Here is a 26,549-nt window from a genome sequence, read left to right as displayed (position 1 = left end):
CCTCGCAACGGATAATGTCCAGTTTTTCCACCTGCGCATCGCGCGCCGCTGCTTGCGGTCGAAAGAGAACACCATGAAAGACGCCATTCGCCAGTTGATCCAACAAGCCCTCACCCAACTCGTCAACGAAGGTGTTTTACCTGAAGGCCTGACGCCGGCGATTCAGGTGGAAAACTCCCGAGACAAGACCCACGGTGACTTCGCCAGCAACATCGCCATGATGCTGGCCAAGCCGGCCGGCATGAAACCTCGCGACCTGGCGGAAAAAATCATCGCCGCGCTGCCAGCCGACCCGCAAGTCAGCAAGGCCGAAATCGCCGGCCCCGGGTTTATCAATATCTTCCAGAACACCCAAGCCCTGGCTTCGCGCCTGGACGCGGGCCTTGCCGACGCCAAAATCGGCGTGCGCAAGGCTGGTCCCGTGCAGCGTGTGGTCGTCGACCTGTCGGCACCGAACCTCGCCAAGGAAATGCACGTCGGCCACTTGCGCTCGACCATCATTGGCGACGGCGTGTCACGGGTTCTGGAGTTTCTCGGCGACACCGTGATTCGCCAGAACCACGTAGGCGACTGGGGCACCCAGTTCGGCATGCTGATGGCGTACCTGCAGGAAAACCCGATCACCAGCAACGAGCTGGCCGATCTGGAAAACTTTTACCGCGCCGCCAAAAAGCGCTTCGACGAATCCGAAGAATTCGCCGACCGCGCCCGTAGCCTGGTGGTCAAGCTGCAGGCCGGCGACAAGGAATGCCTGGAACTGTGGGCACGCTTTCGCGATATCTCCCTGTCCCACTGCCAGGAAATCTACGAGCGGCTGAACGTCAAGCTGACCATGGCCGACGTGATGGGCGAAAGCGCCTATAACGACGACTTGATCAACGTGGTCAACGACCTCAAGGCCAAGGGCCTGCTGGTGGAAAGCAACGGCGCCCAGTGCGTATTCCTCGACGATTTCAAGACCGCCGACGGCGAGCCGCTGCCGGTAATCATCGTCAAGGCCGATGGCGGCTACCTCTACGCCACCACCGACCTGGCGGCCGTGCGCTACCGCAGCGGCGTGCTGAAGGCTGATCGCGCCCTGTATTTCGTCGACCAGCGCCAGGCCCTGCACTTCCAGCAAGTGTTCGAAGTGGCCCGTCTGGCCGGGTTCGTCACCCACCCGATGCACATGGAACACATGGGCTTCGGCACCATGAACGGCGCCGATGGCCGTCCGTTCAAGACCCGCGATGGCGGCACCGTGAAGCTGATCGACCTGCTGAACGAAGCCCAGGAACGCGCCTACACACTGGTGAAGGAAAAGAACCCGGAGCTGGCCGAAGCCGACCTGCGTAACATCGCCAAGGTCGTCGGCATTGGCGCGGTGAAATACGCCGATCTGTCCAAGCACCGCACCAGCGACTACAGCTTTAACTTCGAGTTGATGCTCAACTTCGAAGGCAACACCGCGCCGTACCTGCTGTATGCCTACACTCGGGTCGCCGGTGTGTTCCGCAAGCTGGGCAAGGACTTCAGCGAAGTCGAAGGCCAGATCAACCTGCAGGCGCCTCAGGAACATGAGCTGGCCACCAAGCTCGCTCAATTTGGCGAAGTGCTCAACAACGTCGGCGAGAAAGGCACGCCGCATATGCTCTGCACTTACCTGTACGAAGTTGCAGGGCTGTTCTCCAGTTTCTACGAGAACTGCCCGATCCTGAGCGCAGACGACGAAGCCCAAAAGCAAAGCCGCTTGCGCCTCGCCGCATTGGCTGGACGGACCCTCAAGCAAGGCCTGGAACTGTTGGGCCTGGAAACTCTGGAGCGTATGTAAGTTGGCTGCCAAGAAAAAACCTGCACCCAAACGTGGCGCCAGCCGCTACCAGGCACCGGCAAAGAAACCGATTCCGGGCTGGATGTGGCTGGCCATCGGCCTGACGGTCGGTGCGTTTATTGTGTTTCTGATGAAGCTGGAGCCGGGCCAGGGCGATGACGTCAAACGGGTCAAGCAAGAGCAACAGAAGGCCAGCAAGATCGCCGAAGCGAACAAGACGCCGCCTAGCCCTACCGCGCCCGTGAAGCCGAAATATGACTTCTACACCCTGCTGCCGGAATCGGAAGTGATCGTTCCGCAAGACGCCGTACCGGAGAAAACCCTGCCTACGCCGCAAGTTCCGGTAACCCCGGCCGAAGCGGCGAAGATCGATACCGCACGGGCCCAGGCTGCGCTGGCGGGGATCACTCCGCCACCGCCGCCACCGGTCACTACCACCAAGGCAGCGCCGGTGACCAAATTCTTCCTGCAGGCGGGTTCGTTCCCCAAGCAGGCGGATGCTGATCGTGTGCGGGCGCAAATTATTCTGCTCGGGCAGGCGGTGACAGTGGAGTCGGGAACGGTGAAGGATGCGACCTGGTATCGCGTACTGGTAGGCCCGTTCAGCAACCGTGAACAGTTGACCGTGGCTCAGAAACAGCTGGCCGGCGCAGGGTTTAGCAACCTGTTGTTACAACAACGCCAAAGCCGCTGATCGGAACGTCGATCCTATGGCGAACACCTATTGTGGCGAGGGGGCTTGCCCCCGTTGGCCTGCGTAGCAGCCCTAAAAAGCCTGCCCCACCGCTTGCCTGAAAACCGCAGAGCTCTTATTGGGGCTGCTACGCAGCCCAACGCGGGCAAGCCCGCTCACCACAAGTCCTACGGTTGAAATACTCCCCGCCACCCCCATATGAGTTCCATCAGGGCATTTTCGCCCCGCTGCGTGGAGACTCTCCCCTTGACCACCATCGTTTCAGTTCGCCGCCACGGCAAAGTCGTCATGGGCGGCGACGGCCAGGTTTCCCTTGGCAATACCGTGATGAAAGGCAACGCGAAAAAAGTACGTCGCCTGTACCACGGCCAGGTCATCGCAGGCTTTGCCGGCGCCACCGCTGACGCCTTCACCCTTTTCGAGCGTTTCGAAGGCCAGCTGGAAAAACACCAGGGCCATCTGGTCCGCGCTGCCGTCGAGCTTGCCAAGGAATGGCGCACCGACCGTTCCCTGAGCCGCCTGGAAGCCATGCTCGCCGTCGCCAACAAGGACGCGTCCTTGATCATCACCGGCAACGGCGATGTGGTAGAACCGGAAGACGGCCTGATCGCCATGGGCTCCGGCGGCGGCTACGCCCAGGCCGCCGCCAGCGCACTGTTGAAAAAAACCGATCTGTCGGCCCGTGAAATCGTTGAAACGGCCCTCGGTATCGCTGGCGATATCTGCGTTTTTACCAACCACAACTTCACCATTGAGGAGCAGGACCTCGCCGAATAAGCCGCTGGCTTTTCAGGCTTGAGGACCGTCAATTATTATGTCCATGACTCCCCGCGAAATCGTCCATGAACTCAATCGCCATATCATCGGCCAGGACGATGCCAAGCGCGCCGTTGCCATCGCCCTGCGTAACCGCTGGCGCCGGATGCAACTGCCCGAAGAACTGCGCGTTGAAGTAACCCCCAAGAACATCCTGATGATCGGCCCTACAGGTGTCGGTAAAACCGAAATCGCCCGTCGCCTGGCCAAACTGGCCAACGCGCCATTCATCAAGGTCGAGGCGACCAAGTTCACCGAAGTTGGCTATGTGGGCCGTGACGTCGAGTCGATCATTCGTGACCTGGCCGACGCTGCCCTGAAACTGCTGCGCGAACAGGAAATGACCAAGGTCAGTCACCGCGCCGAAGACGCCGCCGAAGAACGCATCCTCGACGCTCTGCTGCCACCGGCACGCATGGGCTTCAACGAAGATGCCGCGCCAAGCCAGGACTCCAACACCCGCCAGCTGTTCCGCAAGCGTCTGCGTGAAGGCCAGTTGGACGACAAGGAAATCGAGATAGAAGTCGCCGAAGTCTCCGGCGTCGACATCTCCGCGCCGCCTGGCATGGAAGAAATGACCAACCAGCTGCAAAGCTTGTTTGCCAACATGGGCAAGGGCAAGAAGAAAAGTCGCAAGCTCAAGGTCAAGGACGCGCTGAAACTGGTGCGTGACGAAGAGGCTGGGCGCCTGGTCAACGAGGAGGAACTCAAGGCCAAGGCCCTGGAAGCGGTCGAACAGCACGGCATCGTGTTTATCGACGAGATCGATAAAGTCGCCAAGCGCGGTAACTCCGGTGGCGTCGACGTTTCCCGTGAAGGCGTACAGCGCGATTTGCTGCCGCTGATCGAAGGCTGCACCGTCAACACCAAGCTGGGCATGGTCAAGACCGACCACATCCTGTTTATCGCTTCCGGCGCGTTTCACCTGAGCAAACCAAGCGACCTGGTGCCGGAGCTGCAAGGCCGCCTGCCGATTCGCGTAGAACTCAAGGCGCTGACCCCGGGCGACTTCGAGCGCATTCTCAGCGAGCCGCACGCATCGCTGACTGAGCAATACCGCGAGCTGCTGAAAACCGAAGGCCTGGCCATCGAGTTTTTGCCGGACGGCATCAAGCGCCTGGCGGAGATCGCCTGGCAGGTCAACGAGAAGACCGAGAACATCGGTGCCCGCCGCCTGCACACTTTGCTTGAGCGTTTGCTTGAGGAAGTATCCTTCAGTGCCGGCGACATAGCGGGCACCCAGAATGGCGAGGCTATCAAGATCGACGCCGACTACGTCAACGGCCACCTTGGCGAATTGGCGCAGAACGAAGATCTGTCTCGTTACATTCTGTAAGCTTCAAGCGGCAAGCTATAAGCTGTAAGTTGATTGTGTTCAACTTGCGGCTTGTAGCTTAAAGCTTGCCGTCCAAGGCGCTCCTATGACCAAACTACCTACCGCCATCAACCTGCACAAAGCCTCAAAAAGCCTGTCCCTGACCTACGGTCCGGATGAGGTCTATCACCTGCCTGCCGAATTCCTGCGAGTACACTCGCCTTCCGCCGAGGTCCAGGGCCACGGCAAACCGATCCTACAATTTGGCAAGCTCAATGTCGGCTTGAGCAAGATTGAACCTGCCGGCCAGTACGCACTGAAACTGACCTTCGACGACGGCCATGACAGCGGACTGTTCACTTGGGATTACCTCTATCAGCTCGCCATGCGTCAAGACGCTCTATGGGCCGATTATCTTGCCGAGCTCAAAGCCGCCGGAAAAACCCGCGACCCGAGTCAGTCGGTCGTCAGGCTAATGCTCTAGTCCGCGCCTCTTGCTCATTAGTGGGCATTTTCTAATTCCATCTGTTTGAATGCCCTGTCTCATGGCCAACGATTGGCCTGCTTGCGAAAAAAATTAAACTCGGGTAACCAATGTAACTGGCAAGTTCTCTGCATTTGATGATGCGGTATTAACGGTGACCCGAGCAGCAGTACCAGGCTTGTGTTGTGTGCCGAGAATAGGTGCACAGCGGTACCCGGTACTCGTCTTTCGGACAATGGAGCGTCGTAGATGAGTAACAAGAATAACGATGACTTGAAACGCCAAGCCTCGGAAAACACTCTTGGGCTGAACCCGATCATCGCCTTGCGCAAAAAGGATTTACTGGCTTCTGCTCGAATGGTGCTGACCCTGGCCATCAAGCAACCGTTGCATAGCGTCAAGCACGTCGCCCACTTTGGCGCCGAGTTAAAGAATGTGGTATTTGGCAAATCCGAGCTTGCGCCCGAGAGCGACGACCGTCGCTTCAACGACCCGGCGTGGAGCCAGAACCCACTCTACAAACGTTATCTGCAAACCTACCTGGCGTGGCGCAAGGAACTGCACGACTGGATCGGCGACAGCAACCTATCGGAGCAGGACATCAGCCGCGGCCACTTCGTCATCAACCTGATGACCGAAGCCATGGCCCCGACCAACAGCGCCGCCAACCCGGCCGCCGTCAAACGCTTCTTCGAAACCGGCGGCAAAAGCCTTCTGGACGGTCTCTCGCACTTGGCCAAGGACATGGTTCACAACGGCGGCATGCCGAGCCAGGTCAACATGGGTGCCTTTGAAGTGGGCAAGAGCCTGGGCACCACCGAAGGCGCCGTGGTGTTTCGCAACGACGTCCTGGAGTTGATCCAGTACAAGCCAATCACCGAGCAAGTGCACGAACGCCCGCTGCTGGTGGTACCGCCACAGATCAATAAATTCTATGTCTTCGACCTGAGCCCGGATAAGAGCCTGGCGCGCTTCTGCCTGCGCAATAACCAGCAGACTTTTATCGTCAGTTGGCGCAACCCGACCAAGGCCCAGCGCGAGTGGGGCCTGTCGACCTATATCGAAGCGCTGAAAGAAGCGGTCGATGTGGTCACCGCGATCACCGGCAGCAAAGACGTGAACATGCTCGGGGCCTGCTCCGGCGGCATCACCTGCACCGCCCTACTGGGCCACTACGCGGCGCTGGGGGAGAAGAAGGTCAACGCCCTGACTCTGTTGGTAAGCGTGCTGGACACCACCCTGGACACCCAGGTGGCGCTGTTCGTCGACGAACAGACCCTGGAAGCGGCCAAGCGCCACTCCTATCAGGCCGGCGTGCTGGAAGGCCGGGACATGGCCAAGGTGTTCGCCTGGATGCGCCCCAATGATTTGATCTGGAACTACTGGGTCAACAATTACCTGCTGGGCAACGAGCCGCCGGTCTTCGACATCCTGTTCTGGAACAACGACACCACCCGTTTGCCGGCAGCGTTTCATGGCGACCTGATCGAGTTGTTCAAGAACAACCCGCTGATACGCGCCAATGCCCTGGAGGTGTGCGGTACGCCGATTGACTTGAAACAGGTCACCACCGATATCTATTCCCTCGCAGGCACCAACGACCACATCACCCCGTGGCAGTCCTGCTACAAGTCGGCGCAGCTGTTTGGCGGCAAGGTCGAGTTCGTGCTGTCCAGCAGCGGGCATATCCAAAGCATCCTCAACCCGCCGGGCAATCCCAAGTCGCGCTACCAGACCAGCGACACCATGCCGAGCAAGGCACTGGACTGGCAGGAAAATGCCACCAAGCACACTGATTCGTGGTGGCTGCATTGGCAGGTGTGGCAGACAGAACGGTCGGGGAAGTTGAAAAAAGCACCGGCGGCGCTAGGCAATAAAACGTACGCCGCTGCTGAAGCGGCACCCGGAACCTATGTGCACGAACGATAGCGGCAAGCCTCAAACTACAAGCTGCAAGGTGATTGCACTCATCTTGCAGCTTGCGGCCTGAAGCTGCCTCCACTAACACGCAGGGTAAGCCCATGCCGCAACCGTTCATCTTCCGCACCATCGACCTGAATGGCCAGACCATCCGCACGGCGGTGCGACCGGGCAAGTCTCACTTGACGCCGCTGCTGATTTTCAACGGCATCGGCGCCAACCTTGAGCTAGTGTTTCCGTTCGTCCAGGCCCTGGACCCGGACCTGGAGGTAATTGCCTTTGATGTTCCCGGTGTCGGCGGTTCCTCGACGCCCAGACGACCCTATCGCTTTCCCGGCCTGGCAAAACTCACCGCACGCATGCTCGATTACCTGGACTATGGCCAGGTCAACGTGGTTGGGGTTTCCTGGGGCGGTGCCCTGGCCCAGCAGTTTGCCTATGACTACCCGGAACGCTGCAAGAAACTGATCCTTGCGGCCACTGCCGCCGGGGCGGTCATGGTGCCCGGCAAACCGAAAGTGCTGTGGCTGATGGCAAGCCCACGGCGTTACATCCAACCGTCTCATGTAGTGCGTATTGCTCCGATGATCTATGGCGGCTCGTTCCGCCGGGATTCAAAACTGGCCGCCGAACACGCCAGCAAAGTGCGTTCGGCCGGCAAGTTGGGCTACTACTGGCAACTGTTCGCCGGCCTTGGCTGGACCAGCATCCACTGGCTGCACAAGATCAAGCAGCCGACCCTGGTGCTGGCGGGCGACGACGACCCACTGATCCCGCTGGTCAATATGCGCATGCTGGCCTGGCGTATCCCCAATGCTCAGTTGCACATCATCGACGACGGTCATTTGTTCCTGATTACCCGCGCCGAAGCAGTGGCGCCGATCATCATGAAGTTTCTCCAGGAAGAGCGCCTGCGCGCGGTGATCCACCCGCAACCGGCTTTGTAACGAAGGTTGCGCAGACGGGTCAGGACGACCCGCCGCGCAACTTGGCCAGAACCGACTATGGTTCTGAATTGGCGTGCACGTTAGCGGATTGAGGAAGGAGTGTTGACTCATGCGAGACAGACCCGTGACGAGCCCGGTGCCCACACCCGCTACGTTCATCAATGCACAAAGCGCGATCACCGGCCTGCGTGGTCGGGATTTGCTGTCGACCCTGCGCAGTGTTGCGGCCCATGGCCTGCGCAACCCGCTACATAGCGCGCGGCATGCCTTGGCCCTGGGTGGGCAGTTGGGTCGGGTGTTGCTGGGGGAAATCGTGCATGAACCCAACCCCCATGACAGCCGCTTCGCCGACCCCACCTGGCAGCTCAACCCGCTGTACCGGCGCAGCCTGCAAGCCTATTTGAGCTGGCAAAAGCAGACCAAGCGCTGGATCGACGACAGCAACCTGAGCACTGATGATCGGGCGCGGGCGCACTTTGCCTTTTCCCTGCTAAACGACGCTGTATCGCCGTCCAACACCCTGCTCAATCCCTTGGCGATCAAGGAGCTGCTCAACTCCGGTGGCAACAGCGTGGTGCGCGGCGTCAGCAATCTGTTTGACGACCTGCTGCACAACAACGGCTTGCCTCGGCAAGTCACCAAGCAAGCCTTTGAGGTCGGCAAGACCGTCGCCACCACTCCTGGCTCGGTAGTGTTTCGCAACGAGTTGCTGGAGCTGATCCAGTACAAGCCCATGAGCGAAAAACAGTACGCCAAGCCGCTACTGGTGGTACCGCCGCAAATCAACAAGTACTACATCTTTGACCTGAGCCCGGCCAACAGCTTCGTCCAGTACGCCCTGAAAAATGGCCTGCAAGTGTTTATGGTCAGCTGGCGTAACCCGGACGTGCGGCATCGGGAATGGGGCCTGTCCACCTATGTGGCGGCGCTGGAAGAAGCGCTGAACATCTGCCGGGCGATCACCGGCGCTCGCGAAGTCAACCTGATGGGCGCCTGCGCCGGCGGCCTGACCATTGCTGCGTTGCAAGGCCATCTGCAAGCCAAGCGGCAGTTGCGGCGCATCTCCAGCGCCAGCTATCTGGTGAGCTTGCTGGATAGCCAGATCGACAGCCCCGCCACGCTGTTCGCCGACGAGCAAACCCTGGAAGCCGCCAAGCGCCACTCCTATCAACAAGGCGTACTGGACGGCCGGGACATGGCCAAGGTGTTTGCCTGGATGCGCCCCAACGACCTGATCTGGAATTACTGGATCAACAACTACCTGCTGGGCAAGGAACCGCCGGCGTTCGACATCCTGTACTGGAACAACGACAACACCCGCCTTCCCGCTGCCCTGCACGGCGACCTGCTGGATTTCTTCAAGCACAACCCACTGAGCCACCCTGGCGGCCTGGAAGTCTGTGGCACACCTATCGACTTGCAGAAGGTCACGGTGGACAGCTTCAGCGTGGCCGGGATCAACGATCACATCACCCCATGGGACGCAGTCTACCGCTCGACCTTGCTGCTGGGCGGCGAGAAACGCTTCGTGCTGTCCAACAGCGGGCATATCCAGAGCATCCTCAACCCGCCGAGCAACCCCAAGGCTAACTTCGTCGAAAACATCAAGCTGAGCAGCGACCCGCGCGCCTGGTACTACGATGCAAACCACATCGAGGGCAGTTGGTGGCCGCAGTGGCTGGAGTGGATACAGCAGCGTTCAGGGGTCCAGCGCGAAACGCTGACTGCTCTGGGCAACCAAAATTACCCACCAATGGAAGCTGCGCCCGGCACGTATGTGCGGGTCCGTTGACAACTTGACTCACCGATTACTTAAGAAGACTGGATGAAAACCCGCGACCGTATCCTTGAATGTGCCTTGCTGTTGTTCAACTACAAGGGCGAGCCGAACGTATCGACCATGGAGGTGGCCAATGAAATGGGGATCAGCCCCGGTAACCTCTACTACCACTTCCACGGCAAGGAGCCCTTGGTGCTCGGCTTGTTTGAGCGTTTTCAGGGTGAGTTGGCCCCCCTGCTCGATCCGCCGCCGGATGTGCAACTGGCCGCTGAGGATTACTGGTTGTTCCTGCACCTGATCGTGGAGCGCATGGCCCACTACCGGTTTCTGTTCCAGGACCTGTCGAACCTGGCCGGGCGCTTGCCGAAACTGGCCAAGGGCATCCGTAACCTGCTGAATGCGTTGAAACGAACGCTGGCCTCGCTGTTGGCGCGACTCAAGACCGAGGGGCAATTGGTCAGCGATACCCAGGCGTTGGGGCAACTGGTGGAACAGATCACCATGACCCTGCTGTTTTCCCTGGATTACCAGCGGATTCTCGACCGCGAAGGTGAGGTGCGGGTGGTGGTGTACCAGATCATGATGCTGGTGGCGCCACATCTTCTGTTGCCGGCACGGCTGGCGACAGAGCGGTTGGCACTGCACTACCTGGATGAAGCGGATCTGTGAAAAAGCGCCGGCCAAATGTGGGAGCCGGGCTTGCCCGCGATGCAGTCACCTCGCTAACACAGTCAGACCGAGGTAACGCTATCGCGGGCAAGCCCGGCCCCTACAGGCCTTTGCAGGCCGGGCGTTTTTGCGTGTCCCGTTAAAATCAGGACTGACTGGTAGGCGTCGGGGTTACCGAAGTTGCAGTCGGGGTAGCAGCGGTCTGCGTCGGCGCGGTGGCCGAGTTGGTCGCGGGTGCCGGGGTTGCGGGTTTGGCCGCAATGACTGGCTTTGGAGCGGCTGGCTTCTTGGCTACAGCAGGTTTCTTCGCTGCGGCTGGTTTTGCAGCAGCTTTAGCCGCGACAGGTTTAGCAGCAGGTTTGGACGCTGCGGTTTTGGCCACTGGCTTGGCAGCAGGTTTAGCCGCTGTTTTTGCTGGCGCCTTGGCCGCTGGTTTGGCGGCGGCCTTGACCAACGGTTTGGCCGGGCTTTTCGCTGTTGGTTTGGCGGCAGCGGTTTTAGCGGCAGGCTTGGCGGCAGGCTTGGCAGCAGGTTTTGCCGCTGCGGTTTTCGCCGCCACTGGAGCCACTTTGGCGCCTGTGAGTTTTTCGATTTGCTTGGTCAAGGTATCGACCTTGCTGTGCAGCGCCTTCACTTCATTGCGGCTGGGTACGCCCAGTCGCGAAATGGCACTGTTCAGACGCTTGTCGAAAGCGCCTTCCAACTCATCCCACTTGCCCAATGCCTGGTTTTTAACCGCATTGATGCGAGACTTGGCAGAACCTGCAGTTGCCTTTGCTGCATCTACTTGTTTACCCACTGTGCTCTTGGTCAACTTCTCGGCTTTCTCGCCGTCTTTAACCAAGGTCTCGAAGTATTTACCGCCGTCACTGCTGACCTTCGAGTACACGCCTAAACCAGCAAGCCAGATCTTGCGGGAGTATTTTTCGACTTCCCCAATCCACGAGCTGCCTTCTTTCTCAGTATTCTTTTTACCAGCCATCCCGTTATCTCCTTAATGTTTACGCGCGACACGTTCGAGCAATGCCGTCAGCTCATCGAGCTTAGCAGAGACTGTCTCCACGTCATGTTTAGACGCAATGCCGATCCGATTCAAGGCACTTGCAACACGAGCATCAAAAGCCTTCTCGACTTTATCCAGCTGCACTTCGACACGACCTTTGACGCTGAAGACATTGCTCTTGACTTGATCAATCTGACTGTTGGCCGCATCAAGTTGCTCAATCGCAACTTTTTTGCCTTTGCTTTCAACATGTTGACCAGTCTTGATGAGTTCTTTGAAGTACTCGCTGCCCTCACTGCCAACCTTGGCATAAGCCCCCAAGCCGGCCAGCCAGATCTTGCGGGCATAGGTTTTAACGTCGCTCAGGGTGTTAGTCGAAGCGTCGATTTTTTTCTTCAAAATAACTTTGGCCATGGTGCACCTCACGCATAAAAGGGTGGAGGAACTGCCCACAGGAGTTGAGGGCTTGGGCACAAAGTAGGCAGAAAAATTAGAATCGGCACCCTAAGAACAATACTAAAGCGCTTATAGCCACAGTCATCAACTGCGACTACACGTCGTGAATCAGGCCAGCGCCTTATCCAGTGCCTTCTCGATTTCAGACTTGATAGTGCCACTCATGGCCGACATCAACAGGCCCAGTTCAACCTCAATCCTGAGGGAATCTTCAGCCACTTTCACGGTGCCTTTGACGCCGGAGCGCTTGAGGTTCAGCGTGTCGCCGGACCAGGACGGCTCCAGGCCATATTGTTCCTTGAGTTTGTGCGCCAACTTGTCAGCCTTTTCTCGGGCAGCTTCCTTACCGAGAGTGTGGGCACGCTCAACCTGTATACGGGCCATTTGAATGACTCCTCCTTATAGAGACTTATTGACCACCCATGCGGCAAAAGGTCTCGGTGGCCACCTATCTTACCTTCACCCTTGCCAAGACAAAGCATGCCTTGGGGATTAGAATGTCCCGCATTCTCTTTTGGTGACAGCGATATGACTGATCAGCGCAAAGGCAGCGATGCCGAACCCACCACTCACTTCGGTTTCAAGAACGTCCCGGAAAGCCAGAAAGCGGAAAAAGTCGCTGAGGTGTTCCACTCCGTGGCCGCCAAGTACGACCTGATGAACGACGTGCTGTCCGGCGGCATGCATCGCCTGTGGAAGCGCTTCACCATCGAACTGTCCGGCGTACGCACCGGCAACCGCGTGCTGGACATCGCCGGCGGCACGGGCGATCTGGCGGCAAAGTTTTCCAAACTGGTTGGCCCTACTGGCCAAGTGGTATTGGCCGACATCAACGGCTCGATGCTCAAGGTGGGGCGCGATCGCCTGCTGGATAAAGGCGTGGCCGGCAATGTCGAGTTCGTCCAGGCCGATGCTGAAAAGCTGCCGTTCCCCGACAACCACTTCGACTGCGTGACCATCGCCTTCGGCCTGCGTAACGTCACCCACAAGGAAGACGCCCTGCGCTCCATGCTGCGGGTGCTCAAGCCCGGCGGCCGCCTGTTGGTGCTGGAGTTCTCCAAGCCCACCAACGCGCTGATGTCCAAGGTCTACGACACCTACTCGTTCGCCTTCATGCCGTTGATGGGCAAGCTGATCACCAATGACGCCGAGAGCTACCGCTACCTGGCCGAATCGATCCGCATGCACCCCAACCAGGAAACCCTGAAGTCGATGATGGTAGAAGCCGGTTTCGACCGCGTGACCTACCACAACATGACTTCTGGCATCGTCGCCCTGCACCGCGGCATCAAGCCCTGATGCTGTTCACAGGCCTTCTCGCCAGCGTCGAACACGGCCTCAACCGTGTCCTGCGCCTGGACAGCACCGCCCTGGCGCGACTGGCGCACTTGAACGGCAAGATCATTGCCGTCGACTGCACAAGCCCCGCCTTGCAGCTGTTTATCCTGCCCAGCGATGAAGGCCTGCTGCTGGCATCCCATTGGGCCGCCGATTCCGACTGCACCCTGCGCGCCCCTGCTTCCAGCCTGCTGCGCCTCGCGTTAAGCCGGGACAAGACAGCGATCCTCCACGGCCCTGACGTTGAGCTTGAGGGCGATAGCGCGGTGCTGATGGACCTGGCCGCCGTGCTGCAAGACCTGGAACTGGATTGGGAATACGAGCTGTCCCGCTGGGTCGGCCCGGTGGCCACGCAACTGATCAGTGGCCACCTGCGCAGCCGCACGCGCTGGTATCAGCAGGGCTTTGCCAGCCTGAACCAGAACCTCGCCGAATACCTGAGCGAAGAATCGCGCACCCTGGTCGGACAACGGGAAGCCGAAGCGCGCTTTCGTGAACTCGATCAGGCCAAACTCGACCTGGAACGTCTTGAGGCGCGCTTCGAGCGCCTGAGCCAATCCCTTGATTCAAGCGATAACGCATGAAGCTGCTCGCCGTCCGCCGTTTGTTTCGTATCCAGCGCGTCGTAATCCGCTACCGCCTCGATGACCTGCTGTTCGCCCTGCCTCTGCCGTGGTTCCTGCTGGCGGTCCGTTATGTGCTGCCGTGGCGCTGGTTCCCGCGCAAGACCCTTACACTTACCCGTGGCGCCCGCCTGCGCCTGGCGTTGCAGGACCTGGGCCCGATCTTCATCAAGTTCGGACAGATCCTGTCCACCCGCCGCGACCTGCTGCCTGAAGACATCGCCGACGAACTGATGTTATTGCAGGACCGCGTACCGCCGTTTGATTCGCAGGTGGCGGTGAAACTGATCGAAGAACAGTTGGGCAAGAAGATCAGCGAAGTGTTCAGCCGTTTCGACATTGAGCCACTGGCCTCCGCCTCGGTGGCCCAGGTTCATGCCGCACAGCTCAAAAGCGGTGAAGAAGTGGTGGTCAAAGTGATCCGCCCCGGCCTCAAGCCGATCATCGGCCAGGACCTGGCGTGGCTGTTCATTCTCGCCCGCGCCGCCGAGCACTTCTCTGCCGATGCACGCCTGCTGCACCCGGTGGACGTGGTCCAGGACTACGAAAAAACCATCTACGACGAACTCGACCTGCTGCGCGAAGCCGCCAACGCCAGCCAGCTCAAGCGCAACTTCGAAGGCTCACAGCTGTTGTACGTGCCGCAAGTGTATTGGGACTGGTGCCGGCCGAAAGTGCTGGTGATGGAACGCATCTACGGGATTCAGGTCACCGACCTGGCCACCCTGGCCGACCAGCGCACCGACATGAAAATGCTTGCCGAGCGCGGTGTGGAAATCTTCTTCACCCAGGTGTTCCGCGACAGCTTTTTCCACGCCGACATGCACCCCGGCAACATCTTCGTCAGTACCGTGAACCCGTGGAGCCCGCAGTACATTGCGATCGACTGCGGCATCGTCGGCAGCCTGACCCCGGAAGACCAGGATTACCTGGCCCGCAACCTGTTCGCCTTCTTCAAGCGCGACTACCGCCGTGTGGCGCAACTGCATATCGACTCGGGCTGGGTGCCGGCGGAAACCAAACTCAACGAATTCGAAGCGGCGATCCGTACCGTCTGCGAGCCGATCTTCGAAAAACCGTTAAAAGATATTTCTTTCGGCCAGGTGCTGATGCGCCTGTTCCAGACTGCCCGGCGCTTCAATATGGAAGTGCAACCGCAGTTGGTGCTGCTGCAGAAAACCCTGCTGAACATCGAAGGCCTGGGCCGCCAGCTGTACCCGGACCTGGACCTGTGGAACACCGCCCAGCCGTTCCTGGAACGCTGGATGCGCGAGCGGGTCAGCCCGAAAACCCTGCTGGGCAACCTGCAAAGCCAGGTCGAACAGCTGCCGCACCTGGCCAACATGACCCGCGATTTGCTGGAGCGCATGTCCCAGCCCCACGCCAAGGACACGGCGGCGTCGTGGCACAAACGCAAGGACGACTGGCTCCTTCGCCTGCTGGGTGCCGGGCACCTGGCCGGTGGCGCAGTGCTGGCTGCCGGCGGTCCATTGAATGAACTGGGGCACTGGCCGGCTGGCATCATGGTCGCCGTGGGTGTGTATCTGATCGTGCGTCGATAGCCAGTCCGGTTATACACTGTTGCAAATCGCCGAGGCTGACAGCGCCCGGTTGTCGGAGTCAAAGATGAAAGACTGGCTGGACGAAATCAAATGGGACAGTGACGGCCTGGTGCCGGCCATTGCCCAGGACTACAAGACCGGGCGCGTACTGATGATGGCCTGGATGAACCGCGAGGCCCTGAGCCTGACTGCCGCCGAGCAGCGTGCCATTTACTGGTCACGTTCCCGTGGCAAACTGTGGCGCAAGGGTGAAGAGTCCGGGCACGTGCAAACCTTGCACGAGATGCGCATCGACTGCGACGCCGACGTGGTAATCCTCAAGGTCGAGCAGATCGGCGACATCGCCTGTCACACCGGCCGTCATAGCTGCTTCTACCGCGTGTTTGAAAACGGCGAGTGGAAGACCGTCGAGCCCGTGCTCAAAGACCCGCACGCTATCTATTCGGCAGGACACTGAACATGACCGATACACTCAACCGTCTGGCCCAGGTGCTGGAAGACCGCAAAGGCGCGGCTGCCGACAGTTCCTATGTTGCCAGCCTGTATCACAAGGGTCTGAACAAGATTCTCGAAAAGCTCGGCGAAGAATCCGTCGAGACGATTATTGCTGCCAAGGACGCCCAGATCAGCGGCGATTACAGCGATGTAATCTACGAAACCGCCGACCTGTGGTTCCATAGCCTGGTGATGCTCGCCCAACTGGGGCAGCATCCGCAGGCCGTGCTTGATGAACTGGACCGTCGCTTCGGCTTGTCCGGGCACGCCGAAAAGGCTTCGCGCCCGTCCACCTGAATAACTTTTTGACCGAGGAATTGCAGCATGGGCATTTTTGACTGGAAACACTGGATCGTCATTCTTGTGGTCGTTGTGCTGGTGTTCGGCACCAAGAAGCTGAAAAACCTGGGCACCGATGTCGGCGAATCCATCAAGGGCTTTCGCAAGGCCATGAACGACGACGAAAAGCCGGCCGACCCCGCCGCCAACCCGGTCCCACCGGCGCAGCCTGTTCACCCACAGGCCACTCAGCCGATCACTGAACGTCGCACCTTCGATGTCCAGGCAGAGAAAGTCGAAGAGCCGATCCGCAAAGACTCGTGAGCACTGACTAATGTTTGGTATCAGCTTCTCTGAACTGCTGCTCGTCGGCCTCATCGCCCTGTTGGTGCTTGGGCCTGAACGCCTGCCCGGCGCCGCGCGTACGGCCGGCCTGTGGATCGGGCGCCTGAAACGCAGTTTCAACGCCATCAAACAGGAAGTTGAACGGGAAATAGGCGCCGACGAAATTCGCCGGCAACTGCACAACGAACACATTCTGTCTTTGGAGCAGGAAGCGCGGAAAATTCTCGCGCCGCAACAGCAGGCGGCTACCCCGGTTGAGCCTGTCGCCGAGCAGAGCATCGCGCCGCCAGTCGCGCCAGTATCGACACCCGTAGTCGATGCCGTGCCCGCCGTGGAACTCTCGCCCGCTGCTCCAGCCGTTGCCCCGACAGAACCTGCGCCGACGCCTGCCGCGTCGCCCGCTCCCCACGACCCTACATTGCCGCCGCGAGCCCCATGAGCGCTGATAAACCGGAAAACGACCAGCACATGCCGCTGGTCTCGCACCTCACCGAGCTGCGCACCCGCCTGCTGCGTTGTGTCGCGGCGATCTTCGTGATCTTTGCCGGGCTGTTTGCCTTTACCCAGCAGATCTACACCTTCGTCTCGACGCCGCTGCGCGATTACCTGCCGGTGGGCGCGACCATGATCGCCACCGACGTGTCTTCGCCGTTCCTCACGCCGTTGAAGCTAACGATGATGGTCTCGCTGTTTTTGGCGATCCCGGTGATCCTGCACCAGATCTGGGGCTTTATCGCGCCGGGCCTGTACAAGCATGAAAAGCGCATCGCGGTACCGCTGTTGGTGTCCAGCATCATGCTGTTCTACACCGGCATGGCCTTCGCCTACTTCCTGGTGTTCCCGCTGATTTTCAAGTTCTTCGCCGCTGCCACCCCGGCCGGGGTGGAGATGATGACCGACATCACCAGCTACCTCGACTTTGTGATGACGTTGTTCTTCGCCTTTGGCGTGGCCTTCGAGATCCCGGTGGCTGTGGTGCTGCTGGTGTGGATCGGCGTGGTCGACGTCAAATACCTGCGCAAGATCCGCCCGTACGTGATCATCGGCTGCTTCGTGGTCGGCATGATCCTGACACCGCCGGACATCTTCTCGCAAACCTTGCTGGCCGTACCGATGTGGATGCTGTTTGAAATCGGCATCCTGTTTGCCAGCCTGGTGAGCAAACGCGGCGAGCATCCGGACGATCAACCCGCCGACGCCGACCAAGGCCCGGACGACCAGCCGCCAGCGACCCAGCCGTGAACCTGCTGCTGCTTGAGGAGGCCGATTTTATCGCGGCCGACCGGGTGATCCTGCGTGATCGGCGCCTGGTGCACATGCAGGAAGTCCACCGAGCTGCGGTGGGCGACAGCCTGCGGGTCGGGCGCATTGGTGGGTTGATGGGCAGTGCCGAGCTGCTGCGCCTGGAAGCCCATGAAGCGGAACTGCAAGTCACCCTCGATCAGCCGCCACCGGCCAAACTGCCACTGACCCTGCTGCTGGCCTTGCCGCGCCCAAAAATGCTCCGTCGGGTACTGCAAACCGTAGCGTCCATGGGCGTGCCACGGGTGGTAATGGTCAACAGTTACAGGGTAGAAAAGAGCTTCTGGCAGACGCCATTCCTGGAACCGGAAGCGGTCCGCCAGCAACTGATACTCGGACTGGAACAGGCACGAGATACTGTGTTGCCTGAGATCATCATCGAAAAACGCTTCAAGCCCTTCGTCGAAGACCGCTTGCCCGCCTTGGCGCAAGACACCCTCGGCCTGGTTGGCCACCCCGGCGACTATCCACCCTGCCCTCGTGGGCTGGATGAGCCGGTGACCTTGGCCATCGGCCCGGAAGGTGGCTGGATTCCTTATGAAGTGGACTTGCTGGCCAAGGCAGGGTTGCAGCCGGTGCAGCTTGGCGCGAGGATATTGCGGGTTGAAACCGCCGTCACCGCTCTGCTCGCACGCCTGTTCTGACCCCGCAACCTCACCGTTACAACTAAGCCCTGGCCTTGATCTGCGACCTGGTGGCCGCCTGGGCCATCACCCGGCAGATCGTCATCCCACTGAGCCAGACGCTGAAAGTCGCCGAACGCGTCGCAGCTGGCGACCTGACCCACAACCTGATTTCAGAACGACAGGACGAACTGGGCCAACTGCAACGGGCCATGCAAAACATGACCGTCGGCCTGCGTGAACTGATCGGCGGCATCAGCGACGGCGTCACCCAGATCGCCAGCGCAGCCGAGGAACTGTCCGCCGTCACCGAACAGACGAGCGCCGGAGTCAACAGCCAAAAGGTCGAGACCGACCAGGCAATGAACCAGCAGATTGCCACTGCCGCCGAGCAACAAAGCGCGGTCGCCGAAGAGATCAACCGCAGCGTGCTGAACGTACGCGACGTCTGCGAACAAACCTCGGTGGCCAGCGAAGAAACTGCTGCGTCCAGTGCCGAATTGGCGCGCCTTGGGGTTTACCTGCAAACCCTGGTAGGCCGCTTCCGGATCTGACCTTCCCCAGCGGCGGCGAGTATTGAGCTTGCGAGGTTGGGAATCGATTTTCAGATGCGGGAGGGGAAGCTCAAGGCATGAACCGGCAGACCCGCATCCAGATCGCTCCCACGCAGAGCATGGGAACGATCATCGTCTACAAGACCTGGCGCAAAAACGCCTGGGCCCGCGGGTCCTTGGGCGCATCGAAAAATTGCGCCGGAGCGGCATCCTCCAGCAGCTTTCCATGATCGAAAAACAACACCCGATCCGCCACTTCCCGGGCAAAGCCCATTTCGTGGGTCACACAGACCATCGTCATGCCTTCCAGGGCCAGGGTCTTCATGACATCCAGCACTTCGCCGACCATTTCCGGGTCCAGCGCCGAGGTGGGTTCGTCAAACAGCATTACCTTGGGTTCCATGGCCAGCGCCCGGGCAATTGCCACGCGCTGCTGCTGACCACCGGAAAGCCGCGACGGGAACTCGTTGGCTTTCTGGGCAATACCGACCTTTTCCAGTAGTGCCAAGGCTTTGGCCTCGCGCTCCTTTTTGCCACGTTTGCGCACGACTTTCTGCGCCAGGCACAGGTTTTCCAAAACAGTCATGTGGGGGAACAAGTTGAAGTGCTGGAACACCATGCCGACTTCACGCCGGTAGGCGTTCACGTCGGTCTTCGGGTCGGCCAGTTGCAGGCCGTCGATGCTGACCGAACCAGAATCGAACTCTTCCAGGCCGTTGAGGCAACGCAGAAACGTCGACTTGCCAGAGCCGGACGGGCCGATCACCACCAACACTTCGCCCTTGGCCACTTGGGTGGTGACGTTATCCACCGCGCGGACCACGTGCCCACGAGAGTCAAAAACTTTTACCAGATCGCGGACTTCAATCACTTTGCGCGAGCCTCCGCTCAAGCCGGCTGGCGACTTTCGACAGCGGCAGGTTGATCAGCAGGTACAGGCCTGCGACGCAGAACAGGATTTCAAACGGCGAGAACGAGGTGGTGATCACTTCGCGACCACTCTTGAGCAGTTCGGTGATAGCGATCACCGACACCAGGGACGTGTCCTTGACCAGGCTGATAAATTGCCCGGCCAGGGGCGGCAGCACGCGTTTGAAGGCTTGCGGCAACACCACATGGCGCATCGATTGGCCAGCGCTCAAGCCCAGGGAACGGGCAGCTTCGCCCTGGCCACGGGCAATCGACTGCACCCCGGCGCGAACGATTTCCGCCACATAGGCACCAGTAAACAGCGACAAGGCGGCGATACCGGCAAATTCCCGGGACAGGTTGAGCACCGTGCCAATAAAGAAGTAGAAAATGAAGATCTGCACCAATAGCGGCGTACCGCGCACCAGTTCGACGTAGATCCTCGACAGATCCCGCAAGGTCGGGTTGTTCGACAGCCGGCACAAACCGGTCGCCAGGCCAATGGCCAGGCCCAGAATGCCTGACACCAGCGACAGCCACAGGGTGGTCCACAAGCCCCACATCAGCGGCCCCAGCGCCCAATGCCGAGTCACGCCGATCACATCGCCCTCGGCCACATCATCGCCGCGGGCCACTTGCACACTGTTATCCGCAACAGTGAGATGTTGCTCGTCACCGGCGCCATTGCGCAGGGTCACTTCGGCAGTATCGCCTTTGCGCACCAGTTCAACGACTGTGGAAATATCTGCCGCTCGCTGGGATTCCTCGGCCTGGTAGGCGAAGTATTGCGGCACGCGGTTCCAGCGCCATTCGTAGGACATCAGCGAGGTGGCGTAGTACAACGCCCCAGCCAGGCCGACCAGAACCAGCATTGTCAGCAGGTGCCAGGGCCATTGGGCTTTTTTCTGTTTCATTGCTCAACATCCATCAAGATCGGAGGGCATGCCCTTTTGTGGCGAGGGGGCAACCCCCCTCGCCACAAGTCAGTCTTATTCCATGTCCTTGAGCCAATCACTGCTCTTGAACCACTTGTCATGGATGCGATCGTAGGTGCCGTCGTTGCGGATCTGGTGCAGGAAGTTGTTGATGAAGTTGATGCTGTCGTAGTCGCCTTTCTTCAAGCCGAACGCCAGGGGTTCAAAGGTGAACGGCTGGTCGAGGTACACCAGCTTGCCGTTGCCGACCTTTTTCTCTGCTACCACGTTGTAAGGCGCGTCATAGACGAATGCATCGGCCTTACCGTTGACCACGTCGAGCACACCTTCCTGCTCGTTGTCGTAGCCGTGGTACTTGGCCTTGGAGATCAGTTTCTTGGCAACCATCTCGCCAGTGGTGCCGAGCTTGGAGGTCAGGCGATATTTCTCGTCATTCAGGTCTTTATAAGACTTGATAGTGCCTTCCAGCTCCTTGCGGATCAGCAGGGTTTGGCCGACGACGATGAAGGGTTCGCTGAAGTTCAGGCGCAGGTTACGCTCCTGAGTCAGGGTCATGCCGCTGCCGATCATATCGAACTTGTTGGTCAGCAGCGCCGGGATGATGCCGTCATAACCGGTGGAGACCGTCTCCAGCTTGACGCCCATGGACTTGGCCATGGCCTTGAGGATGTCGACTTCAAACCCGATGATTTCACCGCGCTTGTTGGTCATCTGGAACGGCATGTAGGTCGGGTCCATCCCGACTTTCAGCGTTCCGCGCTTGACCGCATCATCGATAGCACCGGCCTGGGCAGCATTGACTGCTACCAGCGCCGTAACGCCAAGCAACAGCATCGAAAGATACTTTTTCATCATCAAGTCCCCTGAACTCATTTTATTGTGAGGTCGGTGCGCAAAAGGGCTGCACCATTTCGGGGAGCGATGCTAACCCACTCGCCCACCAGCACATAGGTCTAGGCGGAATTTGTTGGCGGATATGACAGAAAAAACCAATAAAGGCTGCGCGAACAGCACAGGGAGACCGTCTGCTGCGGGAGCCAGGCACTCCTTAGATGTGAGGCTGTCGTCATCACCTTTCTTCAAACCAAACGCCAGGAGTTCGTAGGTAAAGGGGCTTTTGTGTCGAAATAACAAGGTGTTGTCGCAATGTGGCAGAAGGGAAAAACACTCTAGGAAGGGCGCTTCGAACGCCCCCGAGACTAGCCTCGGGGGCGTCTGAATCAGGCTGATTGAGCCTGGGACGACAGCGGTTGCAAAGGCAGCAACGGCGCGTGGGGGTCGGACTTGACCGATTCACGCCAGGCACCGAGCCATTCGGCGTGACCTTCGCTCCAGACCTGCTCATGCAAGCGTGCCAGGGCGACCGGATCGCTGAGCAAGGCCAGACGTTCGCCGTTATTGAGGCCGGCTGGGCCGACGCTCAATGCATGACGAACACGTTCGATACGCAGCAACTCAATCGGCTCCGCGTGACCATGCCGAGAGGTCGCCAGGGCACAGGCCAGGGCGTTCTGCTGAGGATCGACCACGGCCCGCACGAAACCGTCATTGAGCGCGTGCCAACGGTTTTCGTGGGTGTACTGGTCGGTCGACAGCAGCGCCTGGGGCGGATTGTATTCCTCAGGGATCAGGAACAGGCTTTCGTCGCGCGACTTGAGGCCCAGCTTGACCCGGCTTGAAATCACCGAAACCGGGATCGACAGCATCAGCGAACCGACAATCGGCACCAGCCACCACAGGAAGCTTGGGTTCAACCACACCACCAACAGCGCCCAGAAAAAGCCGAGCAACGTTTGCGGACCGTGACGCTTGACCGCCTCGCTCCACGGTGTGGAGTCGTCGTCACGCTGCGGCGAGTTCCAGGTCGCGGCCCAGCCGAGGAACGCGGCGAGCACGAAGCGGGTGTGGAAAATCATCCGCACCGGCGCCAGCAGCACGGAGAACAGCATCTCCAGCAGCATCGACAGGGTCACCTTGAACTTGCCGCCGAACTCTTTCGCGCCCTTGGCCCAGATCAGGATGATGCTCAACAGTTTGGGCAGGAACAGCAGCACGATGGTGGTGGAGAACAGCGCTACCGCCTTGTCCGGATGCCATTGTGGCCACAGTGGGTACAACTGGCGTGGCGCCATGAAGTACTGCGGCTCCATCAGGGTGTTGACCGCCAGCAGAGCGGTCGACAGCACCAGGAAGAAGAACCACAACGGCGCCGACAGGTACGACATCACACCGGTAAGGAACACCGCACGGTGCACCGGGTGCATGCCCTTGACCAGGAACAGGCGGAAGTTCATCAGGTTGCCGTGGCACCAGCGACGGTCACGCTTGAGTTCGTCCAGCAGGTTGGGCGGCAATTCTTCGTAGCTGCCGGGCAAATCGTAGGCAATCCACACGCCCCAGCCGGCACGACGCATCAGCGCCGCTTCAACGAAGTCGTGAGAGAGGATGGCACCGGCAAACGCGCCTTTACCGGGCAATGGCGCCAGGGCGCAGTGCTCGATAAACGGCTTCATGCGGATGATTGCGTTGTGACCCCAGTAGTGGGATTCACCCAACTGCCAGAAGTGCAAGCCGGCAGTAAACAGCGGGCCGTAGACGCGGGTGGCGAACTGCTGCATGCGCGCATACAGCGTGTCCATGCCCGATGCCCGTGGCGCGGTCTGGATGATACCGGCGTCCGGCGTGGCTTCCATCAAGCGCACCAGGCTGGTCAGGCATTCGCCGCTCATCACGCTGTCGGCGTCGAGCACCACCATGTACTTGTAGTCACCGCCCCAGCGACGGCAGAAGTCGTCGAGGTTGCCGCTCTTGCGTTTGACGCGACGGCGACGGCGGCGATAGAAAATCTTGCCGAAGCCACCCGCGTCGCGGCACACGTCAAGCCAGGCTTGCTGTTCGGCGATGCAGATATCGGCGTCGTTACTGTCACTGAGGACGAAGAAGTCGAAGCGATCCAGGTCACCGGTCGCGGCAACCGACTCGAAGGTCGCCCGCAGGCCGGCGAATACCCGTGGCACGTCTTCGTTGCAGATCGGCATGACCAGGGCGGTACGAGCTTCCTTGGGAATTGGCTCATCGCCAGCGCTTTTCCCGGAAATACGGTACTTGTCGTGGCCGGTCAGCAGTTCCAGGAAACCCATCAGCGCGGTCCAGAAACCGGCCGAGACCCAGCAAAACAGTATTCCGAACAGAATCAGGATGCTGGTTTGCAGGGCGTAAGGCAGGACCTGGGTAGCGGTCGCCATCAGGGTCTGGTTGCGGATCTCGTCCATGTCGACGAAGGACCAGCCCTGATACGGCATGATGCCTTTCATGTACCAGCCGGCGACGATCGTCTGGCCGAGCATCAGTGTCAACAGGATGTAACGACGGATCGAGCCGACCGTGCGCCAGCGGGCAGCGGGCAGCACACGCTCGTCCTTCGGCGGTGCCGGAGGATTGGAGCGACCGGTCAGCCGGCGCCAGCCGCGTACCAGGATATTGGTGCGCCAAGGTTCAGGCACCACCTTGGTCCGACGGATCGGCGGCGTGGCCTTGAGGCAGACGCGACCGCTGGCGTCGAGCACGAGCATCTCAGCATCTTGCAGCTCTTCGGCCGTGTTGAGGGTCAGTCGCCGACCGACCGACGCTTGGGCAGCGTCGGCCGGGGCGTCGAAGGTCGAAGACGAAAGGCGCTCGTGCAGCTCGGCGAAGGAATTGCAGCCCGCGAGTTCGGCGCGCTGCTCATCGGTCATCGGAAGATGCGCCAGATACTCGGCAAGCGTCTCTGGCTGGGCTTGAGAGTTACTCATCGGCAGGCAACTGATAGCTCCAGGTTTCGGTCAGGACTTGTTCAGTTTTGACCGGCTCCGGTGTGGCTGGGGCAGCTTCTGGCTGCTTGGCTTCCTTGTCTTTGGCGTCTTTCTTGGCCTGTTTCTCATGTTGCTTGGCCAGTACTTTGTCCGCTTTCAACACTTGGGTCGAAGCCTTTTCCGGTTCCGGCACTGCAACGTCCTGGACCAGGGCCGCACGCATCTCGGTCGGTTTGCCCGCGTCCTTGATCTTCATGCGCAGGGTCAGGCGCCAGCCTTTGGTGTGCGGGTTGTAGCGAACGCTGTTTTCCACCAACTCGGCATTGTCGCCGACGCTGACCTGGCTGCGAACCTGGGCATCTGGCAGCAGGGCCTTGAGGGACGGGCCCTCGAAGTCCACCAGATAGGCAACGCTGCCATCTGGCTGACGGATCAGGTTGGACTGTTTCACATCACCCGTAGAGCGCAAGGTCTGCTTGACCCAAGCACTGTCAGGGGAATGGAACGGCGCGTCATTGAGGGTCCAGTGCAGGCGGTAGCTGACGTCCAGCGGCTGGCCGGGCTCTGGCAGTTTTTCCGGGCTCCAGAAGGCAACGATGTTGTCGTTGGTTTCATCGGCAGTCGGGATCTCTACCAGGTCGACGGAACCCTTGCCCCAGTCGCCCTCAGGCTCAATCCAGGCGCTTGGGCGCTTGTCGTAATTGTCGTCCAGGTCTTCGTACTGGCTGAAGTTACGACCGCGTTGCAGCAGGCCGAAACCACGCGGGTTTTCCACGCTGAAGTTGCTGACCGACAGGTGTTTAGGGTTGTTCAACGGACGCCAGATCCACTCGCCGTTACCGGCATGGATCGACAGACCGCTGGAGTCGTGCAGCTCACGGCGGTAGTTGAGGACCTTGGACGGCTGATTGGCGCCGAACAGGTACATGCTGGTCAGCGGGGCAATGCCCAGCTTGGTGACTTTGTCGCGCAGGAACATCTGGGATTTGACATCGACGATGGTGTCGGTGCCCGGACGCAGGATCAGGCGGTAGGCGCCGGTAGCCCGTGGCGAATCCAGCAGGGCGAAGATCACCAAGTGCTTGTCACCCGGTTTTGGACGCTCAATCCAGAACTCGGTGAAACGCGGGAATTCTTCGCCAGACGGCAGCGCGGTGTCGATGGCCATGCCGCGGGCAGACAAACCGTAGACCTGATCCTTGCCAACGACGCGGAAGTAGCTGGCGCCGAGCATGGTCATGATTTCGTCTTGCTTGTCGTCCTTGTTGATCGGGTACAGGACACGAAAGCCGGCATAACCCAGCTGTTCGGTGGCCTTGGGATCAAACTTGACGTCGCCGAAATCGAAACGAGCCGGGTCGTACTTGATTTCCTGGACGTCAGTGGCGGTGACTTCATTGATCTTCACCGGTGTATCGAAGTGCATACCCTGGTGATAGAAGGACAGCTTGAACGGAGTTTTCTGATCGGCCCACTCGGCTTTTTCATGGCGAAAACGAATTTTCTGGTAATCAGCGAATTTCATTTCGCGAAATTCGTTTGGCAGATTGCTGCGCGGGGCTTGGTATTTCTGCCCGGCCAGCTCTTTTGCCTTGGCCGACACATCATCCAGACTGAATGCCCACAGTTGACCCGCGCCGAACAGGCAAAACAGGGCGGAGCCCGTTACCAGTGCGTTTCGTAACCGCTTGGCAGACAATTTTGGTGCATTACAGGGACTAACAATCACGAGCAACCCTCGCCGAAAACAGATCAAAAAACCAACGGCCAGCTATCTATATGCCAGGTTGGCGAGCATTGTTCCGACTCCCACGGGGCTAAATGATTCCCCAATGGCTATCGGACAAGTCTCTACCTAAGTCAAAAATGGACCAATTAACGCTGATCCCCGTAGCGCGC

The 26,549-nt window shown here is 59.6% G+C and carries 25 protein-coding genes and 2 pseudogenes; 19 read left to right on the top strand and 8 right to left on the bottom strand.

Going from position 1 to position 26,549, the window contains the following annotated elements; genetic code table 11:
• Positions 1–73 precede the first annotated feature (73 nt).
• The 9 genes from argS to ACZRJ6_RS18625 all read left to right on the top strand — a co-directional run bounded on the left by argS (position 74) and on the right by ACZRJ6_RS18625 (position 10,435).
• Positions 74–1,810 (top strand): arginine--tRNA ligase, encoded by a 1,737-nt coding sequence (gene argS, locus ACZRJ6_RS18665; RefSeq protein ID WP_463969016.1) that lies wholly within the window; start codon positions 74–76, stop codon positions 1,808–1,810.
• Position 1,811: 1 nt separating this feature from the next.
• The gene (locus tag ACZRJ6_RS18660) at positions 1,812–2,504 is read left to right on the top strand and encodes an SPOR domain-containing protein (protein ID WP_463969015.1); all 693 of its coding nucleotides are present in this window, start codon (positions 1,812–1,814) and stop codon (positions 2,502–2,504) included.
• Between the two features lie 246 nt (positions 2,505–2,750).
• Positions 2,751–3,281, top strand: coding sequence for an ATP-dependent protease subunit HslV (gene hslV / locus ACZRJ6_RS18655; RefSeq protein ID WP_133101311.1), 531 nt, complete (start codon positions 2,751–2,753; stop codon positions 3,279–3,281).
• A 37-nt stretch (positions 3,282–3,318) separates the two neighbouring features.
• Complete coding sequence (gene hslU, locus ACZRJ6_RS18650) at positions 3,319–4,656, top strand: ATP-dependent protease ATPase subunit HslU (protein WP_133101310.1); 1,338 nt, start codon at positions 3,319–3,321, stop codon at positions 4,654–4,656.
• 85 nt (positions 4,657–4,741) lie between these two features.
• Positions 4,742–5,119, top strand: coding sequence for a gamma-butyrobetaine hydroxylase family protein (locus ACZRJ6_RS18645; protein WP_463969014.1), 378 nt, complete (start codon positions 4,742–4,744; stop codon positions 5,117–5,119).
• Positions 5,120–5,368: 249 nt separating this feature from the next.
• Positions 5,369–7,048: a class II poly(R)-hydroxyalkanoic acid synthase gene (gene phaC / locus ACZRJ6_RS18640; protein ID WP_463969013.1), complete on the top strand. Its 1,680-nt coding sequence runs from the start codon at positions 5,369–5,371 to the stop codon at positions 7,046–7,048.
• A 92-nt stretch (positions 7,049–7,140) separates the two neighbouring features.
• A complete protein-coding gene (gene phaZ / locus ACZRJ6_RS18635; RefSeq protein WP_463969012.1) occupies positions 7,141–7,986 on the top strand; it encodes a poly(3-hydroxyalkanoate) depolymerase in 846 nt (281 codons plus the stop codon).
• A 109-nt stretch (positions 7,987–8,095) separates the two neighbouring features.
• A complete protein-coding gene (gene phaC, locus ACZRJ6_RS18630) occupies positions 8,096–9,778 on the top strand; it encodes a class II poly(R)-hydroxyalkanoic acid synthase (RefSeq protein WP_463969011.1) in 1,683 nt (560 codons plus the stop codon).
• Between the two features lie 33 nt (positions 9,779–9,811).
• The gene (locus tag ACZRJ6_RS18625; protein WP_463969010.1) at positions 9,812–10,435 is read left to right on the top strand and encodes a TetR/AcrR family transcriptional regulator; all 624 of its coding nucleotides are present in this window, start codon (positions 9,812–9,814) and stop codon (positions 10,433–10,435) included.
• A gap of 145 nt (positions 10,436–10,580) precedes the next feature.
• Here ACZRJ6_RS18625 and ACZRJ6_RS18620 read toward each other — a convergent pair whose 3' ends face one another.
• From ACZRJ6_RS18620 to ACZRJ6_RS18610, 3 genes are all read right to left on the bottom strand, one after another.
• Complete coding sequence (locus tag ACZRJ6_RS18620; protein ID WP_463969009.1) at positions 10,581–11,417, bottom strand: phasin family protein; 837 nt, start codon at positions 11,415–11,417, stop codon at positions 10,581–10,583.
• Positions 11,418–11,429: 12 nt separating this feature from the next.
• Positions 11,430–11,852: a phasin family protein gene (locus ACZRJ6_RS18615; RefSeq protein WP_463969008.1), complete on the bottom strand. Its 423-nt coding sequence runs from the start codon at positions 11,850–11,852 to the stop codon at positions 11,430–11,432.
• A gap of 150 nt (positions 11,853–12,002) precedes the next feature.
• On the bottom strand, positions 12,003–12,278 hold the full coding sequence (locus ACZRJ6_RS18610; RefSeq protein WP_463969007.1) for a polyhydroxyalkanoic acid system family protein: 276 nt from the start codon (positions 12,276–12,278) through the stop codon (positions 12,003–12,005).
• A 144-nt stretch (positions 12,279–12,422) separates the two neighbouring features.
• Between ACZRJ6_RS18610 and ubiE the strand changes: the two genes are divergently transcribed.
• The 10 genes and pseudogenes from ubiE to ACZRJ6_RS18560 all read left to right on the top strand — a co-directional run.
• Positions 12,423–13,193, top strand: coding sequence for a bifunctional demethylmenaquinone methyltransferase/2-methoxy-6-polyprenyl-1,4-benzoquinol methylase UbiE (ubiE, locus tag ACZRJ6_RS18605; RefSeq protein WP_133101302.1), 771 nt, complete (start codon positions 12,423–12,425; stop codon positions 13,191–13,193).
• The gene (locus tag ACZRJ6_RS18600; RefSeq protein ID WP_149411271.1) at positions 13,193–13,816 is read left to right on the top strand and encodes a ubiquinone biosynthesis accessory factor UbiJ; all 624 of its coding nucleotides are present in this window, start codon (positions 13,193–13,195) and stop codon (positions 13,814–13,816) included. The genes ubiE and ACZRJ6_RS18600 overlap by 1 nt, the downstream gene beginning before the upstream one ends.
• Positions 13,813–15,417 (top strand): ubiquinone biosynthesis regulatory protein kinase UbiB, encoded by a 1,605-nt coding sequence (ubiB, locus tag ACZRJ6_RS18595; RefSeq protein WP_463969006.1) that lies wholly within the window; start codon positions 13,813–13,815, stop codon positions 15,415–15,417. Before ACZRJ6_RS18600 ends, ubiB begins: the two co-directional genes overlap by 4 nt.
• A gap of 64 nt (positions 15,418–15,481) precedes the next feature.
• Complete coding sequence (gene hisI / locus ACZRJ6_RS18590; protein WP_133101299.1) at positions 15,482–15,874, top strand: phosphoribosyl-AMP cyclohydrolase; 393 nt, start codon at positions 15,482–15,484, stop codon at positions 15,872–15,874.
• A gap of 2 nt (positions 15,875–15,876) precedes the next feature.
• The gene (locus ACZRJ6_RS18585) at positions 15,877–16,209 is read left to right on the top strand and encodes a phosphoribosyl-ATP diphosphatase (RefSeq protein WP_463969005.1); all 333 of its coding nucleotides are present in this window, start codon (positions 15,877–15,879) and stop codon (positions 16,207–16,209) included.
• A gap of 27 nt (positions 16,210–16,236) precedes the next feature.
• Positions 16,237–16,515, top strand: a complete 279-nt coding sequence (locus ACZRJ6_RS18580; RefSeq protein ID WP_463969004.1) for a twin-arginine translocase TatA/TatE family subunit — start codon at positions 16,237–16,239, stop codon at positions 16,513–16,515.
• Between the two features lie 10 nt (positions 16,516–16,525).
• On the top strand, positions 16,526–16,975 hold the full coding sequence (tatB, locus tag ACZRJ6_RS18575) for a Sec-independent protein translocase protein TatB (RefSeq protein WP_463969003.1): 450 nt from the start codon (positions 16,526–16,528) through the stop codon (positions 16,973–16,975).
• Positions 16,972–17,778 (top strand): twin-arginine translocase subunit TatC, encoded by an 807-nt coding sequence (gene tatC, locus ACZRJ6_RS18570; RefSeq protein WP_149493974.1) that lies wholly within the window; start codon positions 16,972–16,974, stop codon positions 17,776–17,778. Before tatB ends, tatC begins: the two co-directional genes overlap by 4 nt.
• Positions 17,775–18,482, top strand: coding sequence for a 16S rRNA (uracil(1498)-N(3))-methyltransferase (locus ACZRJ6_RS18565; RefSeq protein ID WP_463969002.1), 708 nt, complete (start codon positions 17,775–17,777; stop codon positions 18,480–18,482). Before tatC ends, ACZRJ6_RS18565 begins: the two co-directional genes overlap by 4 nt.
• Before the next feature lie 29 nt (positions 18,483–18,511).
• Positions 18,512–19,015, top strand: a pseudogene (locus tag ACZRJ6_RS18560) (HAMP domain-containing protein); the annotation flags it as partial.
• A gap of 136 nt (positions 19,016–19,151) precedes the next feature.
• Here the strand turns inward: ACZRJ6_RS18560 and ACZRJ6_RS18555 are convergent.
• The 5 genes and pseudogenes from ACZRJ6_RS18555 to ACZRJ6_RS18535 form a co-directional block, all read right to left on the bottom strand.
• Positions 19,152–19,886 carry an amino acid ABC transporter ATP-binding protein gene (locus ACZRJ6_RS18555; RefSeq protein ID WP_149411280.1) on the bottom strand — a complete coding sequence of 245 codons (735 nt, stop codon included), beginning with the start codon at positions 19,884–19,886 and terminating at the stop codon, positions 19,152–19,154.
• Complete coding sequence (locus ACZRJ6_RS18550) at positions 19,879–20,838, bottom strand: amino acid ABC transporter permease (protein WP_463969001.1); 960 nt, start codon at positions 20,836–20,838, stop codon at positions 19,879–19,881. The genes ACZRJ6_RS18555 and ACZRJ6_RS18550 overlap by 8 nt, the downstream gene beginning before the upstream one ends.
• 75 nt (positions 20,839–20,913) lie before the next feature.
• Complete coding sequence (locus tag ACZRJ6_RS18545; protein WP_133101290.1) at positions 20,914–21,711, bottom strand: transporter substrate-binding domain-containing protein; 798 nt, start codon at positions 21,709–21,711, stop codon at positions 20,914–20,916.
• A 351-nt stretch (positions 21,712–22,062) separates the two neighbouring features.
• Positions 22,063–24,650: pseudogene (gene mdoH, locus ACZRJ6_RS18540) on the bottom strand (glucans biosynthesis glucosyltransferase MdoH); the annotation flags it as partial.
• On the bottom strand, positions 24,643–26,379 hold the full coding sequence (locus ACZRJ6_RS18535) for a glucan biosynthesis protein G (protein ID WP_463969000.1): 1,737 nt from the start codon (positions 26,377–26,379) through the stop codon (positions 24,643–24,645). The gene ACZRJ6_RS18535 and the pseudogene mdoH, both read right to left, overlap by 8 nt.
• Positions 26,380–26,549: the final 170 nt, after the last annotated feature.

This window comes from Pseudomonas sp. C321 (genome assembly GCF_055407105.1).
The sequence above is the reverse complement of the archived record's forward strand: the minus strand, read 5'-3'. Positions and strand labels throughout refer to the sequence as shown.

Coding starts and splice junctions, on each gene's coding strand:
- tatB (WP_463969003.1), top strand. CDS start 16,526: ATGTTTGGTATCAGCTTCTCTGAACTGCTGCTCGTCGGCCTCATCGCC.
- ACZRJ6_RS18585 (WP_463969005.1), top strand. CDS start 15,877: ATGACCGATACACTCAACCGTCTGGCCCAGGTGCTGGAAGACCGCAAA.
- ACZRJ6_RS18610 (WP_463969007.1), bottom strand. CDS start 12,278: ATGGCCCGTATACAGGTTGAGCGTGCCCACACTCTCGGTAAGGAAGCT.
- ACZRJ6_RS18620 (WP_463969009.1), bottom strand. CDS start 11,417: ATGGCTGGTAAAAAGAATACTGAGAAAGAAGGCAGCTCGTGGATTGGG.
- ACZRJ6_RS18580 (WP_463969004.1), top strand. CDS start 16,237: ATGGGCATTTTTGACTGGAAACACTGGATCGTCATTCTTGTGGTCGTT.
- argS (WP_463969016.1), top strand. CDS start 74: ATGAAAGACGCCATTCGCCAGTTGATCCAACAAGCCCTCACCCAACTC.
- ACZRJ6_RS18645 (WP_463969014.1), top strand. CDS start 4,742: ATGACCAAACTACCTACCGCCATCAACCTGCACAAAGCCTCAAAAAGC.
- ACZRJ6_RS18600 (WP_149411271.1), top strand. CDS start 13,193: ATGCTGTTCACAGGCCTTCTCGCCAGCGTCGAACACGGCCTCAACCGT.
- ACZRJ6_RS18615 (WP_463969008.1), bottom strand. CDS start 11,852: ATGGCCAAAGTTATTTTGAAGAAAAAAATCGACGCTTCGACTAACACC.
- hisI (WP_133101299.1), top strand. CDS start 15,482: ATGAAAGACTGGCTGGACGAAATCAAATGGGACAGTGACGGCCTGGTG.
- phaZ (WP_463969012.1), top strand. CDS start 7,141: ATGCCGCAACCGTTCATCTTCCGCACCATCGACCTGAATGGCCAGACC.
- hslU (WP_133101310.1), top strand. CDS start 3,319: ATGTCCATGACTCCCCGCGAAATCGTCCATGAACTCAATCGCCATATC.
- ACZRJ6_RS18545 (WP_133101290.1), bottom strand. CDS start 21,711: ATGAAAAAGTATCTTTCGATGCTGTTGCTTGGCGTTACGGCGCTGGTA.
- tatC (WP_149493974.1), top strand. CDS start 16,972: ATGAGCGCTGATAAACCGGAAAACGACCAGCACATGCCGCTGGTCTCG.
- ACZRJ6_RS18625 (WP_463969010.1), top strand. CDS start 9,812: ATGAAAACCCGCGACCGTATCCTTGAATGTGCCTTGCTGTTGTTCAAC.
- ubiB (WP_463969006.1), top strand. CDS start 13,813: ATGAAGCTGCTCGCCGTCCGCCGTTTGTTTCGTATCCAGCGCGTCGTA.
- phaC (WP_463969011.1), top strand. CDS start 8,096: ATGCGAGACAGACCCGTGACGAGCCCGGTGCCCACACCCGCTACGTTC.
- ACZRJ6_RS18550 (WP_463969001.1), bottom strand. CDS start 20,838: ATGAAACAGAAAAAAGCCCAATGGCCCTGGCACCTGCTGACAATGCTG.
- phaC (WP_463969013.1), top strand. CDS start 5,369: ATGAGTAACAAGAATAACGATGACTTGAAACGCCAAGCCTCGGAAAAC.
- ubiE (WP_133101302.1), top strand. CDS start 12,423: ATGACTGATCAGCGCAAAGGCAGCGATGCCGAACCCACCACTCACTTC.